The organism is Sphingobium yanoikuyae (assembly GCF_013001025.1).
GTDB lineage: Bacteria > Pseudomonadota > Alphaproteobacteria > Sphingomonadales > Sphingomonadaceae > Sphingobium > Sphingobium yanoikuyae_A.
On the sequence record NZ_CP053021.1, the window covers coordinates 617,522 to 631,986 of the forward strand.

At 66.3% G+C, this 14,465-nt stretch carries 13 protein-coding genes; all 13 read left to right on the forward strand.

The genetic code is table 11. From position 1 onward, the window contains the following. The first annotated feature begins 136 nt into the window (after window positions 1-136). Window positions 137-1,129 carry a cysteine synthase A gene (locus tag HH800_RS03335; RefSeq protein WP_169860181.1) on the forward strand — a complete coding sequence of 331 codons (993 nt, stop codon included), beginning with the start codon at window positions 137-139 and terminating at the stop codon, window positions 1,127-1,129. A 42-nt stretch (window positions 1,130-1,171) separates the two neighbouring features. Then, window positions 1,172-1,489: a hypothetical protein gene (locus HH800_RS03340; RefSeq protein WP_004207970.1), complete on the forward strand. Its 318-nt coding sequence runs from the start codon at window positions 1,172-1,174 to the stop codon at window positions 1,487-1,489. A gap of 6 nt (window positions 1,490-1,495) precedes the next feature. Beyond that, window positions 1,496-2,719, forward strand: a complete 1,224-nt coding sequence (locus tag HH800_RS03345) for a Gldg family protein (protein ID WP_169860182.1) — start codon at window positions 1,496-1,498, stop codon at window positions 2,717-2,719. Between the two features lie 183 nt (window positions 2,720-2,902). Beyond that, entirely contained in the window at window positions 2,903-3,400 is a 498-nt protein-coding gene (locus HH800_RS03350) for a division/cell wall cluster transcriptional repressor MraZ (RefSeq protein ID WP_004207968.1), read from the forward strand. Next, window positions 3,397-4,344: a 16S rRNA (cytosine(1402)-N(4))-methyltransferase RsmH gene (rsmH, locus tag HH800_RS03355; protein ID WP_169860183.1), complete on the forward strand. Its 948-nt coding sequence runs from the start codon at window positions 3,397-3,399 to the stop codon at window positions 4,342-4,344. Before HH800_RS03350 ends, rsmH begins: the two co-directional genes overlap by 4 nt. Beyond that, complete coding sequence (locus HH800_RS03360) at window positions 4,341-4,994, forward strand: hypothetical protein (RefSeq protein WP_004207966.1); 654 nt, start codon at window positions 4,341-4,343, stop codon at window positions 4,992-4,994. Before rsmH ends, HH800_RS03360 begins: the two co-directional genes overlap by 4 nt. Next, window positions 4,994-6,697, forward strand: coding sequence for a peptidoglycan D,D-transpeptidase FtsI family protein (locus HH800_RS03365; RefSeq protein WP_169860184.1), 1,704 nt, complete (start codon window positions 4,994-4,996; stop codon window positions 6,695-6,697). Before HH800_RS03360 ends, HH800_RS03365 begins: the two co-directional genes overlap by 1 nt. Further along, a complete protein-coding gene (locus HH800_RS03370) occupies window positions 6,697-8,139 on the forward strand; it encodes a UDP-N-acetylmuramoyl-L-alanyl-D-glutamate--2,6-diaminopimelate ligase (protein ID WP_169860185.1) in 1,443 nt (480 codons plus the stop codon). The genes HH800_RS03365 and HH800_RS03370 overlap by 1 nt, the downstream gene beginning before the upstream one ends. Next, the gene (locus tag HH800_RS03375) at window positions 8,136-9,527 is read left to right on the forward strand and encodes a UDP-N-acetylmuramoyl-tripeptide--D-alanyl-D-alanine ligase (protein ID WP_069336258.1); all 1,392 of its coding nucleotides are present in this window, start codon (window positions 8,136-8,138) and stop codon (window positions 9,525-9,527) included. The genes HH800_RS03370 and HH800_RS03375 overlap by 4 nt, the downstream gene beginning before the upstream one ends. Beyond that, window positions 9,527-10,600 carry a phospho-N-acetylmuramoyl-pentapeptide-transferase gene (gene mraY / locus HH800_RS03380; protein WP_017501213.1) on the forward strand — a complete coding sequence of 358 codons (1,074 nt, stop codon included), beginning with the start codon at window positions 9,527-9,529 and terminating at the stop codon, window positions 10,598-10,600. Before HH800_RS03375 ends, mraY begins: the two co-directional genes overlap by 1 nt. Before the next feature lie 4 nt (window positions 10,601-10,604). After that, complete coding sequence (gene murD, locus HH800_RS03385) at window positions 10,605-11,978, forward strand: UDP-N-acetylmuramoyl-L-alanine--D-glutamate ligase (protein WP_169860186.1); 1,374 nt, start codon at window positions 10,605-10,607, stop codon at window positions 11,976-11,978. Window positions 11,979-12,040: 62 nt separating this feature from the next. Continuing rightward, entirely contained in the window at window positions 12,041-13,243 is a 1,203-nt protein-coding gene (locus HH800_RS03390) for an FtsW/RodA/SpoVE family cell cycle protein (RefSeq protein ID WP_010336276.1), read from the forward strand. Beyond that, window positions 13,240-14,406: an undecaprenyldiphospho-muramoylpentapeptide beta-N-acetylglucosaminyltransferase gene (gene murG, locus HH800_RS03395; RefSeq protein WP_004207959.1), complete on the forward strand. Its 1,167-nt coding sequence runs from the start codon at window positions 13,240-13,242 to the stop codon at window positions 14,404-14,406. The genes HH800_RS03390 and murG overlap by 4 nt, the downstream gene beginning before the upstream one ends. Window positions 14,407-14,465: the final 59 nt, after the last annotated feature.

Here is a 14,465-nt window from a genome sequence, read left to right on the forward strand (position 1 = left end):
AATTCCTCCACGGAATCGGGCCGGGCCCGGATCGGGGGCCGGCAACCGGCGCGCGAAGTCGGGGCAAACCGGCTCTTTTCGTGGCGCAGCATTCCCTTGCTTGGCAAGCACGTATCGGCTCCGCTATGCGGGGTGCATGCTGCTCCAAAAAGATAGCCTCGCCCTGATCGGTAATACCCCGATGGTGCGTCTCGCCGGTCCGTCCGAAGCCACCGGATGCGATATCTACGCCAAGTGCGAATTCGCCAATCCCGGCGCGTCGGTGAAGGATCGCGCCGCCCTGTTCATCGTCAATGATGCCGAGGAGAAGGGGCTGCTGAAGCCCGGCGGCACGATCGTCGAGGGGACGGCCGGCAATACCGGCATCGGCCTGGCGCTGGTCGCCAATGCCAAGGGCTATAAGTCGATCATCGTCATGCCCGAGACGCAGAGCCGGGAAAAGATGGACACGCTGCGCGCGCTGGGCGCGGAACTGGTGACGGTGCCGGCGGCGCCCTATTCCAACCCCGGTCATTTCGTCCACACCTCGCGCCGCCTGGCGGAGGAGACGGAGGGCGCGATCTGGGCCAACCAGTTCGACAATATCGCCAATCGCAAGGCGCATATCGTCGGCACGGCCGAGGAAATCTGGACCCAGATGGAAGGCCGGATCGACGGCTTCATCTGTGCGGCGGGCACCGGCGGCACGATCGCGGGCGTGGGCCTGGGCCTCAAGGCGCATGACGAGAATATCGTCATCGGCCTCGCCGATCCGCATGGCGCGGCGCTCTATAATTATTATGCCCATGGCGAATTGAAGGCCGAGGGCAATTCGGTCGCCGAAGGCATCGGTCAGGGGCGCATCACCGCCAATCTGGAAGGCGCGCCGATCGACACCCAGTTCCGCATTTCCGACGAGGAAGGGCTGGAGTGGGTCCGCCGCCTGCTGGCCGAGGAGGGGCTGTGCCTGGGTCTGTCGTCGGGCATCAATGTCGCGGGTACCGTGGCGCTTGCGAAACAGCTTGGGCCGGGCAAGAAAATCGTGACAATCCTGTGCGATACCGGCTTCCGCTATCTGTCGACCCTCTACAACCGGCAGTGGCTCGAATCGAAGGGCTTGACGATATTCCCCTGGCTCGCGCACAATTGACGGGCCGACACGGGTCGCGGCGGCATAAAATAGAGCATGTTCATGGCTGATCATTCCCGCCGACAGGAGGGGTTGCAGCGCGTTCAGATAGGGCTGACCGGCCTGGCAGGTGTTGTCCTGCTGGTCGGACTGGCGAACATCGTCATCGACAAGGCGCGGGTGGACGATATTGCGTCCGCGCCGCCGGCCGTGCCGACGATCGACGTCAATGCCGCTGTCGCCGCCACCACGCCCAAGGAGCCGCTCGCCGAACTGGGTGTGCAGCCCGCACCGGAAATGGCGCCGATCGTCCCCGATCTGCAGCCTGATCCCAAGATCCGCAAGCCGATGGACCAGGAACCCACGCCGCAGACGCCCTGACGGGCGATGATGTCGTTCGTTCGCTGTCTTTCGCGATTGCTTACCCTGTTGCTACCGGCGACGCTGATGCTGCTCGCCGGTCTGGCGGCTGCCTGGCGCACCGGGCAGGCGGACCCATGGTGCTGGGGCTGGCCGGCGCTGCTGTTGCTCGTGCCAACGGGGTGGTGGCTGGCGCGGCGGGACTTTCTGCATGCGCTGTGGGTGGGGCTGGGTGGCGCCGGGATGGTGCTGCTCTTCTGCGCCCTGGCTGCTGCACGCATGCCCGACCCCTGGGCCATGATCGGCTTGCTGCTGCTGGCGCTGGCGGCGGCCGGCGGTGGTGCGTTGCTGTGGCAGCGGCGCTGGCTGCCGGCATGTGTCGCATTGGCCGCGGCGCTGCTGTTGCTTGGCTTCGGGCCGGCCCGTCCCATTTCCTCCCAGCCTGATCGTCCGCTGCTCGCCGTCATCACCGCGCTGCCGCTTTTCTGGGAAGAGGGGGGGGCAGGGATAAGGCGGGACGCGCCGATCGTCACGCTGCTGCGCAGCCGGTTCGACGTGCGGCCGATCGATGATGTGCGGGCCCTGGCCGCATCCGGCGCGCCCGTGCTGCTGCTGGCGCAGCCCCGATCGATGACGCCGCAGGCGCTGGTCGCGCTTGACCGCTGGGTCCGGGATGGCGGCCGGCTGCTGCTGCTCACCGATCCGCGTCTGCGCTGGCCCTCCGGTCTGCCGCTGGGCGACCGGCGCCGGGCGCCGATGGTCGGCACGCTTGGCCCTCTGCTGGCGCATTGGGGCGTGCGGGGTGGGGCGGTGCGTGACCGGGAAATACGCCATTTCTTGCCGGATGGGCGGCTTTTGACGATGGCCGGGATGCAGCCTCTGTCATCGGGCGGACAGCAGGAGGTGGCTCCACTGCGGCTGCGGATCGGGCGCGGGGAGGTGCTGCTGCTGGGTGACGCGGACCTGATCGACGACCGGCTGTGGCTGGCCGATCCGGCGCGGCCGCTCGATCCGCGCGCCTGGAGCGCCGATACGCCGGCGCTGGTGGCGCAATGGCTGGGGGCGGAGATGCCGGATGGTCGCCGCTGGATGCGCGATGTCGTGGATGTCCGGCTGGGGCTGCGATCGGCGCTTCTGGCTGGGACAGGGTGGGCGATACTGGGTCTGATGCTGCTGCGCCGTCGTTCCGGGCGGAATGACATGAGAACAAAAAGTGAAAATAAGCTGGTGAAAGGAGGAAAAAACGGTTAATCCCGTTTCTGACCGGCTTTTCCCAACTTCACCCAACATTTCCCTTTGCAGGCCGCCTCATGCTTGGTAGATATTCCAACATTGGGGTTAGTCAGGCTTTGCGAGAGTCTTGCGCCGGGATTCGAAAACGCGATTCCGGGGACGGGAAGCCTGCGCCCTGCTTAAAAGGGGCGAATTTCCAGCGTGTCGGACGTCATTCTCTATTCGGGCAACGCGTTCAGCGTCGCGGACGGCAAGGGCCGTTTCGTGCTGCCCCTGGAGATGCGCCGCCAGGTGAAGCTGGCGAGCGGCGGCGAGAACCGTCTGTGCCTGTCGGTCCATATGGACAATGGTTGCGCCACCGGCTTCGGCCTGTCCCACAAGCTGTTCCTGTTCGAGGAAGTGAATGAGCTGGAGCGCGAGGCGCGCGCCGCCAATCGCCCGTTCAATGGTGATCTGGAGCGCGAGAATCGCCTGGGCACGATCGAGGACGTGAATTTCGACGAGGGTGGCCGCTTCTTCCTGCACCCCGATATCAAGGAAGAGGCCGGTATCACCGACGTCGTGTTCTTCTATGGCGTTGGCCGTTATTTCCAGATCTGGAAGCCCGAGGCGCTGGTCGAAAGCCCGGATCGCCCGGCGCTGATCCGCAACAAGGTGCGCCGCTGGCTGGAACAGCGCGCAGCGGAGGGTGGCAAGTGAGCGCTGCGCCGCATATCCCTGTCCTCCTGACCGAAGTGCTCGATGCGCTCGCCATTACCCCAGGCGAGCGGCATGTCGACGGCACCTTCGGCGCGGGCGGCTATTCCAGCGCCATGGCGGCGGCTGGCGCGCAGGTCTTTGCCTTCGATCGCGACCCCGATGCGATCCGGGAAGGGCAGGCGCTGGCCGATGAAAAGGGTATCACGCTGATCCCCGGCGAATTTTCGCGGATGGAGGAGCTGTTGGCCGAGCGCGGCGTCAGCAGCGTGTCGGGCATCACGCTGGATATCGGCGTGTCGTCGATGCAGCTCGACCGGCCCGAACGTGGCTTTTCCTTCCAGGCGGACGGCCCGCTCGACATGACGATGAGCCAGGGCGGCATGAGCGCGGCCGATTTCCTCAACACCGCCGCGGAAGAGGATATTGCCGACGTCATCTATCGCTATGGCGAGGAGCCGCGGTCGCGCCGGGTTGCCCGCGCGATTGTCGATGCGCGGCCGCTGGAGCGGACCGGGCAGCTTGCTGCCGTCGTGCGCCGGGCGCTGGGCTACAAGCCGCATGACAAGAAGGATCCCTCGACCCGCACCTTCCAGGCGATCCGCATCCATGTGAATCGCGAACTGGAGGAGCTGGAGCGTGCGCTCGAAGCGGCGGAAGCGCTGCTGGAGCCGGGCGGCCGCCTTGCGATCGTGACCTTCCACAGTCTGGAGGACCGCATCGTCAAGCAGTTCCTGCGCAAGCGCAGCGGCAGCGAGGCGGGCGGATCGCGCCACCTGCCCGAGAAGAAGGTCGAGGTCGCGCCTGCATTCGAAAAGCCCGCCAAGGCCGTAAAGCCCGGCGAAACGGAACTGGCGCGCAATCCGCGTGCCCGTTCCGCCACCCTGCGCAGCGCCGTGCGGACCGGCGCCCCTGTTGCCAATGCCCATCGGAGTGCCCGGCCATGATCGCGGTCAAGAGATTGCAGAGCCTGATCTGGGTGTTGCTGGTCGCGCTTGGTGCGCTTGGCGCCTATCTCGTCTCCTTGAAGGTCGCGACCGAGCGCAATGATGTGATGCGGGTGCGGATGCAGATCGCGCAGGCGCGCGGCGATATCCGCTATCTGGAAACCGAGTTCAGCGCGCGCGCCAGCATGCGCCAGCTGGAGCGGTGGAACCAGGACGACTTCATGTATGCGACGCCGACCGCTGGCCAGTATCTGGCGGGCGAACAGGCGCTGGCGCATCTGGATGGCGTCCAGCCCAACGGCCCGGACTATGTCGCGCCGCCGGTGATGGTGGCGATGGTCGAGACGCCGGCCGATCTGCCGTCCGCGCCGCAGGCCGCGCCGGCCAGCCCCGCCGCCAGCCAGATCCGCAGCGATATCGCCGTGATCCGCGAGGCGCATGCCGCCGACAATGTCGAGAAGCTGGCCAAGCCCGCCGCGCCGGTAAAGCTCGCCGAACAGCGCGCCAAGGCCGACGCCGACGTGTCGCGGCCCAATCCGGTCGCGCGCCGGGCCGAGCGCATGGCGATGCTGGATGCCAAGCTGCTGGACGACAGCACCATGGGTGACCTCAGCGCCCGTGCGGCGCGCGAGCGAAAGGGAGGTCGCTAATGGCCACGATCATCGTCCAGCCGGGCGGCGCCCGTGCCGGGCGGCAGCGGGTCAACCTGACGGCGATCGCGCATAATCGCCTGATGTTGCTGTTGATCCTGTTCATGATGATCACGGCCGTGCTGATCCTGCGACTGACCTGGGTCGGCATTTTCGCGAGCGGCAACGGCAATGGCGATGGATTGTCGGGCTTCACCCCGGCGCGCGCGGACATTGTGGACCGCAATGGCGTGCCGCTGGCGCGGACCATGGACGCCTATTCGATCGCGGTGCGCCCGTCCAAGCTGATCGGCGATCCCGACGAACTGGCGCGCAAGCTGCACGAAATCTTCCCGGACGAATCCGAGACAGTCTTCGCCAAGAAGCTGACCGGGCGCGGCTGGGCCTATCTGCGCCGGCGCGCGCTGCCCGAGGAAGTGGCCGCGGTGAACGCGCTGGGCGAGATCGGCATCGAATTTCCGCGCGAGAAGGAGCGCCTCTATCCCCAGCGCACGCTGGCCGCGCATATTCTCGGCTTTGCCCCCAATGCTGAGGGCAAGGGCGGCATGGGCGTGGAGGCCGCGTTCAACGATCGGATGATCGATCCGGCGCAGCGTAGCCGGCCCTTCGCCATGTCGATCGACAGCCGGGTGCAGGGCGCGCTGGAAAGCGAGCTTTATGCCCAGCTGGTCCAGACGCGGGCCAAGGGTGCCGGCGGCATCATCCTGGACGTCAATACCGGCGAAGTGATCGCCATGGCATCGATCCCGGTGTTCGATCCCAACAAGCTGCAAAATTATGCCGGCAAGCGCTGTTCCGAATCGCCGCTCTGCAACCATATGGTCCAGGCCCGCTATGAGCTGGGTTCGGCGTTCAAGCCGCTGTCGATCGCGGCGGCCATGGATGCGGGCGTCGTGACCTCGATGAGCAAGCGCTATGACGCGACCGCGCCGCTGGCCGTTGGCGGCTTCCGCATCAAGGACGACCATTCGCTCGGCCGCTGGATCAACGTGCCGGAAATCCTGGTCCACAGCTCCAACATCGGCACCGCCCGGATCGCCGACGAAATGGGCGCCGCGCCGCTGCAGAAGCTGTTCCGCAGTCTGGATTTCGACCAGCGTGCGCCGATCGAGTTCAATGAGCGTGCCGGTGGCCTGTGGCCGACCAATTGGGGCCGGATCACCAGCATGACCACCTCCTACGGCCATGGCATCGCGGTGACGCCGCTGCATCTGGCGGCGGCCTATGCCGCACTGGTCAATGGCGGCATCTGGCGCCCGGCGACGATCCGCAAGCTCAAGGCCGATGAAGTGCCCGAGGGGCGCCGCGTCTTTTCCGCCGCGACCAGCGCGCGCATGCGCCAGCTGTTGCGGATGATCGTGTCGGCGGGTACAGGGCGTAGCGCCGACGCCAAGGGATTCCGGGTGGGCGGCAAGACGGGTTCCGCTGAAAAGCCCCAGGAAGGGCGCTACAACAAGACTTCGCTGGTGACGACTTTCGCTTCCGCCTTCCCGATGGACAATCCCCGCTATGTGGTTCTCGTTACGATGGACGAGGCGACGGGCCAATATGGCCTGCGCACCGCTGCATGGACGGCGGCGCCGGTGGTGAAGCGGGTGGTGGAGCGCACCGGGCCGATGCTTGGGGTGATGCCGGACGAGCGGCGGGACGTGGATATTTCGGATTTGATGCCGCTGTTGCACGGCGACAAGGAGACAGAGTGATGCGCCTCGGGTCGCTAATCGAGGAGCTGGGCGTCGAGGTCGGTGGCAACACCGGCCTCGACACGTCCGTGACGGGTTTTGCCATCGACAATCGCAAGGTCGCGCCGGGCACCATCTTCGGTGCCTTTCAGGGCCTGCGCGTCAATGGTGAGGATTTTATTGCCGATGCGGTGAAGGCGGGCGCGGTCGCGATCGTCGCCCGGCCGGAGGCGAAGGTCGAGGGCGCGGTGCATATCGCCGACGCCAATCCCCGCCGCCTGTTCGCGCAACTGGCCGCGCGCTATTTCGCGCCTTTCCCTGATGTGACCGTCGCCGTCACCGGCACCAATGGCAAGACCAGCACGGTCGAGCTGGCGCGCCAGCTGTGGCGCATGCTGGGCCACAAGTCGGCCTCGATCGGGACGCTGGGCGTCACCACCTCGGTCGATCAGGTGTCGACCGGCCTCACCACGCCGGACATCGTCACCTTCCTCGCCAACATGTCGGGCCTCAAGCGCGAGGGCATCACCCATGCCGCGTTCGAGGCGTCGAGCCATGGCCTTGACCAGTATCGCACCGAGGGGCTGCCGGTTGCGGCCGGCGCCTTCACCAACCTGTCGCGCGATCATCTCGATTATCATGGCGACATGGACAGCTATTTCGACGCCAAGATGCGCCTGTTCGACGAAGTCGTGGGCGATGGCGGCGCGGCCGTTATCTGGGCCGACGATGAATGGTCGGACAAGGCGATCCAGCGGGCTACGAAGCGGGGGCTTCGTGTGCTGAGCGTCGGGGTGCAGGGGCAGGCATTGCGTCTTGCCAACCGCACCCCGACCCAGTTGGGCCAAACGCTGGAGATCGAAGCCGATGGCAAGCTCTACAAGGTCAATCTGCCGCTGATCGGCGCCTATCAGGCGGCCAATGCGCTGACGGCGGCCGGTCTGGTCATCGCGACCGGCGGCGATACCGCCAAGGTGCTGGAATTGCTGGGTCGGGTCCAGCCGGTGCGCGGCCGCCTGGAACGCGCGGTCATCAGCAAGGCGGGCGCGCCCGTCTATGTCGACTATGCCCATACGCCCGACGGCCTGCGCGCCGCGATCGAGGCGCTGCGTCCCCATACACGGGGCAAGCTGATCGCGCTGTTCGGCGCGGGCGGTGATCGCGATGCCGGCAAGCGCCCGCTGATGGGCAAGGTCGCCGCCGAACTGGCCGACCATGTCATCGTCACCGACGACAATCCCCGTTCGGAAGAACCCTCCGCGATCCGTGCCGCCGTGATGGCGGGCGCGCCGGGGGCGGAGGAAATTGGCGGCCGCCGCGCGGCGATCGCCGCCGCCATCGGCCAGGCGGGGGGCGATGACATCGTCCTGCTCGCCGGCAAGGGGCATGAGCAGGGCCAGATCATCGGCGACCGGGTGCTACCCTTTGACGATGTCACCGTGGCACGGGAGTGCGCGGGTTGAGCGATCTCTGGACCTCGGCCGAGATCGCAGACGCTACGGGCGGCGCCGTGTCGGCGCCGTTCGCCGTTTCTGGCGTTGCCTTCGACAGTCGCGAGGTGGGCGCGGGCGACCTGTTCGTCGCGATGAAGGGCGAAACGACCGACGGCCACAAATTCATCGACAAGGCCTTCGCCCAGGGCGCGGCCGGCGCAATCGTCAGCGAGCCGGTCGACTATCCCCATGTGCTGGTGGCCGACAGTGCCGCCGCGCTGGAGGCGCTGGGCCGTGCATCACGCAAGCGCAGCAACGCGAAGATCATCGGCGTGACCGGCTCTGTCGGCAAGACCGGCACCAAGGAAGCGCTGTTCCATGCCCTTGAACGGGCCTGTCCGGGCGGCGTCCATCGTTCGGTCAAAAGCTATAACAACCATGTCGGCGTGCCGCTGAGTCTGGCGCGGATGCCGCGCGATGCGGCCTATGGCGTGTTCGAAATGGGCATGAACCATGCCGGCGAACTGGCTGCGCTGACGCGGCAGGTGCGCCCGAACGTGGCGATCGTCACCGCCATCGCGCCGGCCCATATCGAATTTTTCGGGACCGAGGAAAAGATCGCCGAAGCCAAGGCCGAGATTTTCGAGGGGCTGGAGCCGGGCGGCACCGCTGTCATTCCCTATGACAGCCCGCATGTCGCGACCCTCTATGGCAAGGCGGAGCGTCATGCCGATCATATCCTGACCTTTGGCTTCAGCCCGGAGGCGGATATTTTCGTGCGCGATACCGTGCCGGCGCCGGGGGGCGGCACGCTGGTGACCGCGGCGCTGCCGGGGGTGGAGCTTTGCTTCACCGTCGGCGCGCCGGGCGACCATTGGGTGTCCAATTCGCTCGCCGTGCTGGCCGCGGTCGAGGCGCTGGGCGGCGATCTGGCCGCTGCGGGCCTGGCGCTGGCGGAAATGCCGGGCCTACCCGGACGCGGCGCGCGCCGCATTCTGCCGGTGGCGGGGGGCGAGGCGCTGCTGATCGACGAAAGCTATAACGCCAACCCCTTGAGCATGGCGGCGACGCTCAAGCAATTGGGGCGCGAGCAGGCCGACCGCCGCATCGCCGTGCTGGGCGGCATGCGCGAACTGGGCAGCCGCAGCACCGAACTGCACGCCGCACTCTCGCAACCGTTGAGCGAGAATGGCGTCGACTATGCGATATTGGTGGGCGAGGAGATGGCGCCGCTGGCCGACGCTCTTGGCGGCCTCGTCGCCTTCGACCATGTGCCGGACGCCGCGTCGGCCACCGATCTGATCAACAAGGAAATGCGTGCGGGTGACGCGATCCTGGTCAAGGGCTCCAATGGCATCGGGCTGTCCCGCCTGGTCGCCGCCCTTGGCGATGCCGCCCGCGACGGAGATAAAGACTGATGCTCTACTGGCTTGCCCAGACCCTGGATTTTGCGGGGGCCTTCAACCTCATCCGCTACCTGTCCTTCCGGGCGGGCGCGGCGATTGCGACCGCGCTGATCATCGGCCTCGTCATCGGCCCCAAGTTCATCGGCTGGCTGCGCGTGCGCCAGGGCAAGGGGCAGCCGATCCGCAGCGACGGGCCGCAGAGCCATCTGGCCAAGCGCGGCACGCCGACCATGGGCGGCCTGATGATCCTGACCTCCATGGTCGTATCGGTGCTGCTGTGGATGGACCTGTCCTCCACCTATGTCTGGGCCTGCCTGTTCGTGACCCTGGGTTTCGGCGCGATCGGCTTCCTCGACGATTATGACAAGGTGACCAAGGCCAGCCACAAGGGGCTGTCGGCCAAGATGCGCCTGGCCTTCGAGTTCCTGATCGCCGGTTTCGCCGCCTGGATGATCGTCAATCAGCATGGCAACACCGCGCTCTATGTGCCCTTCTACAATGGGCCTGCGATCGAGCTTGGGCCTTTCTATTTCCTGTTCGCCGCCTTCGTCATCGTTGCCTTCGGCAATGCGGTGAACCTGACCGACGGGCTCGATGGCCTCGCCACCATGCCGGTCATCATCGCCTGCATGGCGTTCATGGCGATCGTCTATCTGGTCGGCCGCGCGGACTTCGCCACCTATCTGGGCATCCCGCATGTGCCGGGCGCGGGCAACCTCACCATATTGTGCGGGGCGATCATCGGCGCGGGGCTGGCGTTCCTCTGGTTCAATGCGCCGCCGGCCGCCGTCTTCATGGGCGATACCGGCAGTCTGGCGCTGGGTGGCACGATTGGCGTGATTGCGGTCACCGCCCATCATGAAATCGTTCTGGGCGTCGTCGGCGGCCTGTTCGTGGTCGAGGCACTGTCGGTCATCATCCAGGTCTTCTTCTACAAGCGGACCGGCAAGCGCGTGTTCAAGATGGCGCCGATCCACCATCATTTCGAACAGCTTGGCTGGGCCGAGCCGACCGTGGTGATCCGCTTCTGGATCATCTCCTTCGTGCTGGCACTCGCCGGCCTCGCCACGCTGAAGCTGAGGTAAGCGGATGATCGTTTCAGACGTCTTTCGCGGGAAACGCTATGCCGTGCTGGGGTTGGCGCGGTCGGGTATTGCCACCGTCGCATGTCTCATCGAAAGCGGCGCGCGGGTCACTGCTTGGGATTCCAATCCAGCTAGCATTGAGGCAGTTCGCGGGAGCTTCAACCGCGCTACAGATGAGTCAATCGACCGCATCGCGTTTCCGGCAACTGGTGCGACGCTGGAATTCGGCGACCCGATGGAGATCGACCTGGCCGGTTTCGACGGCATCGTCGTGTCGCCGGGCGTGCCGCTCAACAAGCATCCGATCGCGATGCGTGCGAAGATCGCCGGCGTGCCGATCATCGGCGACATCGAACTGTTCGCGCTCGCCCGGCCGACGCTGCCGCCGCACAAGGTCGTCGGCATCACCGGCACCAACGGCAAGTCGACCACCACGGCGCTGATCCATCACATCATCGAGCAGGCGGGCTTCCCGGCGCGGATGGGCGGCAATATCGGCCTGCCGATCCTGGGGCAGGAGCCGCTGGAGCCGAACCTGCACGGCGTGGGCGTCTATGTGCTGGAACTGTCCAGCTACCAGATCGACCTCACCCACAGCCTCGACTGCGATGTCGCTGTGCTGCTCAACATCACGCCCGACCATCTTGATCGCTACAACGGCTTTGCCGGCTATGTCGCGTCGAAGGCGCGGCTGTTCGCCATGCAGTCGGCCGACCATGTCGCGGTCATCGCGACCGAGGATGAGCCGAGCCGTGGCATCGCCGCATCGGCCCCGGCGCAACTGCGCGAAGTGAAGGCCGCCGATATCGATCCGGAGGCTCAGCTTGGCTGGCCGTCGCTGCAGGGGCCGCACAATGCCCAGAATGCCGCGGTCGCGATCGCGGTCGGCCGGGCATTGGACATCGACGACGCGACCATCATGGCCGCGCTCGCCAGCTATGCCAGCCTGCCGCACCGGATGCAGGCGGTGGGCACACATAATGGCGTGCTCTATGTCAATGACAGCAAGGCGACCAATGCCGCCTCGACCGCGCCGGCACTGGGCGCCTGGCCGGCCAGGGATGGCAAGCCGCGCATCCACTGGATTTTGGGCGGCGTCGCCAAGTCCGACAATCTGGACGAATGCGCGCCCTATTATGGCAATATCGCCCATGCCTACACCATCGGTGAGGCGGGCCACATGTTTGCCGACCTGTTGCGGCCGCACATGGCGGTCGATGACAGCGAGATGCTGAGCGCCGCCGTCCGTCGCGCCGCGCGCATCGCCCAGCCGGGCGATGTCGTGCTGCTGTCGCCGGCCTGCGCCAGTTTCGACCAGTTCCGGGATTTCGAGGCGCGCGGCGATGCCTTTGCCGCGGCCGTGAACGCGCTGGAATAGAACGCACTGGAATAGGCAGGGCGATCGGGGGCAACGGGATGGATAGCGAGGGACGTAAGGGCATGTTCAGGGCGGGCGAACTGGTGAAGGGCTTCAAGACCCGCACCGTGCCGCGCGAGCGTACCGCGCTGGCCATCTGGTTCTGGGAAATCGACCGGGTGCTGCTGTCGCTGATCGTCGCGCTGATGGCGATCGGGCTGGTCGCCGTGGCCGCCGCATCGCCGGTGGCCGCGATCGACCGTTCGACCGCGCAGGTGGCGGTCAATCCGTTGATCTATTTCTATCGCCAGCTGATGTGGGTGTTCATCGGCCTGCCGATCATGCTGGTCATCTCCATGCTGCCCCGGCCACAGGCGCGGCGACTGGCGATCTTCCTGGCCGTCTTCTTCTTCCTGATGTTGCTGTTCGTGCCGTTGCTGGGTTCCACCGTGAACGGCGCCAAGCGCTGGATCGACCTGCCGGGCTTCCGCTTTCAGCCCTCGGAATTTCTGAAGCCCGTCTATGTCGTGACGCTGGCCTGGCTGCTGTCGCTGCGCGCCAAGGATCAGAGCCTGCCGGTGATGCCGCTCACCGGCGCCATGACGCTGCTGATCGCCGCGATCCTGATGAAGCAGCCGGACTTTGGCCAGACGGTCATCTTCCTGGCCTGCTGGGGCGTGCTGCTGATGCTCTCGGGCCTCGAAATGCGCTGGATCGCCATGCTGGGCGGGCTGGCGCTGGCGGGGCTGGTCGCGGTCTACATGTTCTATGAAAATGGCCGCCAGCGCATCAACGACTTCCTGGGCATCGGTGTCCAGATGGATACCGGCCCGGACCAGACGGACCTGGCCTTCCGCACCATCACCCATGGCGGCTTCACCGGCGTCGGGCCGGGCGGCGGCCAGAACAAGTTCCGCCTGCCCGAAGCCCATACCGACTATATCTTCTCGGTGATCGGCGAGGAGTTCGGCCTGCTCGCCTGCATCGCCATCGCCTGCGTCTATCTGGCGATCGTCGTGCGCGTGCTGCTGCGCCTGCTGGACGAGGAGGATAATTTTACCATCCTCGCCGCCGCCGGCCTCACCACCCAGTTCGGGCTGCAGGCGATCATCAATATGGGCGTCAATGCGCAGATTTTTCCGTCAAAGGGCATGACGCTGCCCTTTATCAGCTACGGTGGCTCCTCTATGCTCGCGCTTTGTATCGGCGTCGGCCTGCTGCTCGCATTCACGCGGCGCAACCCCTTCATGGGTCGGCACACGGTCGTCAAATGGAGTGGTCGATGAGCATTTCCCGTCACTTCGTCCTCGCCGCCGGCGGGACGGGTGGTCACATGATTCCCGCGCATGCGGTGGCAGAGGAACTGATGGCGCGCGGCCATCATGTCGCCCTCGTCACCGATGAGCGGGGCGCGAAGATCCCCGGCATCTTCGATAAGGCGCAGGTCCATGTCATGCCGGCGGGCCGCATGACCAAGAATCCGGCGAGCTGGCCCGGCGCCCTGAAGGCGATCCTGGCCGGCCGTGCGATGGCTCGCCGTCTCAACGACACGTTCAAGCCGACTGCCGTGGTCGGCTTTGGCGGCTATCCCGCCATGCCCGCTTTGCTGGGCGCGCTGGCCGACGGCATCCCGACCGCGATCCACGAACAGAATGCGGTGCTGGGCCGGGTCAACCGCCTGCTCGCCGGCCGGGTCGACGCGATCGCCACCGCCTATCCGGTGGTCGAGCGCCTCAAGGACAAATATGCCGGCAAGGTGCATCTGGTCGGCAATCCGGTGCGCGAGGAAGTGAAGGCGCTGCGCGACGAGGAATTTCCCGCGCTGACCGACGAGAGCGTGTTCCGCGTGCTGGTGATCGGCGGCAGCCAGGGGGCAAGCATCCTGTCGAGCGTCGTGCCTGAAGGGCTGTCGATGCTGCCGATCGCGCTGCGCCGCCGCCTTCAGGTGACGCAGCAGTGCCGCGCCGAGGATATCGAGCGCGTCCGCGCTACCTATGCCGAGATGGAGATCCCGGCCGATCTCGCCACCTATTTCAACGACGTGCCCGAAAAGCTGGGCTGGTCGCACCTGATGATCGCGCGGGCAGGGGCATCGACCCTGGCCGAGCTGACCTGTGCCGGCCGTCCCGCCATCCTGGTGCCGCTGCCCAGCGCCATGGACGATCACCAGACCGCCAATGCGCGCGAGATGACAGAAGCCGGCGGCGCCCGCACCATCCCCCAGTCGCGCTTCACCGCGGTGGAACTGGCCAAGCAGATGCAGAAGATGGCGCTGGAACCCGGCGCCCTGCAAAATGCCGCCAAGCGCGCCCGTGCCTGTGGCCGCCCGGATGCGGCGCGCGACATGGCAGACCTGCTCGAAAGCATCGGCCCCGCGCCGATCATGAATGACCCGCTTCGCGTCGGCCCCACGCCGACCACGCTCAATTTGCAGGGCGTCCCTGCATGATCCGCACATATCTCTCCCCGTTCGGGCTGAGCCTGTCGAAGCCCTCTGCTGAGCGGAGC

Excerpts from the sequence above, each read along its gene's own strand:
- HH800_RS03335 (WP_169860181.1), top strand. The coding sequence starts at position 137 with ATGCTGCTCCAAAAAGATAGCCTCGCCCTGATCGGTAATACCCCGATG.
- HH800_RS03340 (WP_004207970.1), top strand. The coding sequence starts at position 1,172 with ATGGCTGATCATTCCCGCCGACAGGAGGGGTTGCAGCGCGTTCAGATA.
- HH800_RS03345 (WP_169860182.1), top strand. The coding sequence starts at position 1,496 with ATGATGTCGTTCGTTCGCTGTCTTTCGCGATTGCTTACCCTGTTGCTA.
- HH800_RS03360 (WP_004207966.1), top strand. The coding sequence starts at position 4,341 with ATGATCGCGGTCAAGAGATTGCAGAGCCTGATCTGGGTGTTGCTGGTC.
- HH800_RS03365 (WP_169860184.1), top strand. The coding sequence starts at position 4,994 with ATGGCCACGATCATCGTCCAGCCGGGCGGCGCCCGTGCCGGGCGGCAG.
- HH800_RS03370 (WP_169860185.1), top strand. The coding sequence starts at position 6,697 with ATGCGCCTCGGGTCGCTAATCGAGGAGCTGGGCGTCGAGGTCGGTGGC.
- mraY (WP_017501213.1), top strand. The coding sequence starts at position 9,527 with ATGCTCTACTGGCTTGCCCAGACCCTGGATTTTGCGGGGGCCTTCAAC.
- murD (WP_169860186.1), top strand. The coding sequence starts at position 10,605 with ATGATCGTTTCAGACGTCTTTCGCGGGAAACGCTATGCCGTGCTGGGG.
- HH800_RS03390 (WP_010336276.1), top strand. The coding sequence starts at position 12,041 with ATGTTCAGGGCGGGCGAACTGGTGAAGGGCTTCAAGACCCGCACCGTG.
- murG (WP_004207959.1), top strand. The coding sequence starts at position 13,240 with ATGAGCATTTCCCGTCACTTCGTCCTCGCCGCCGGCGGGACGGGTGGT.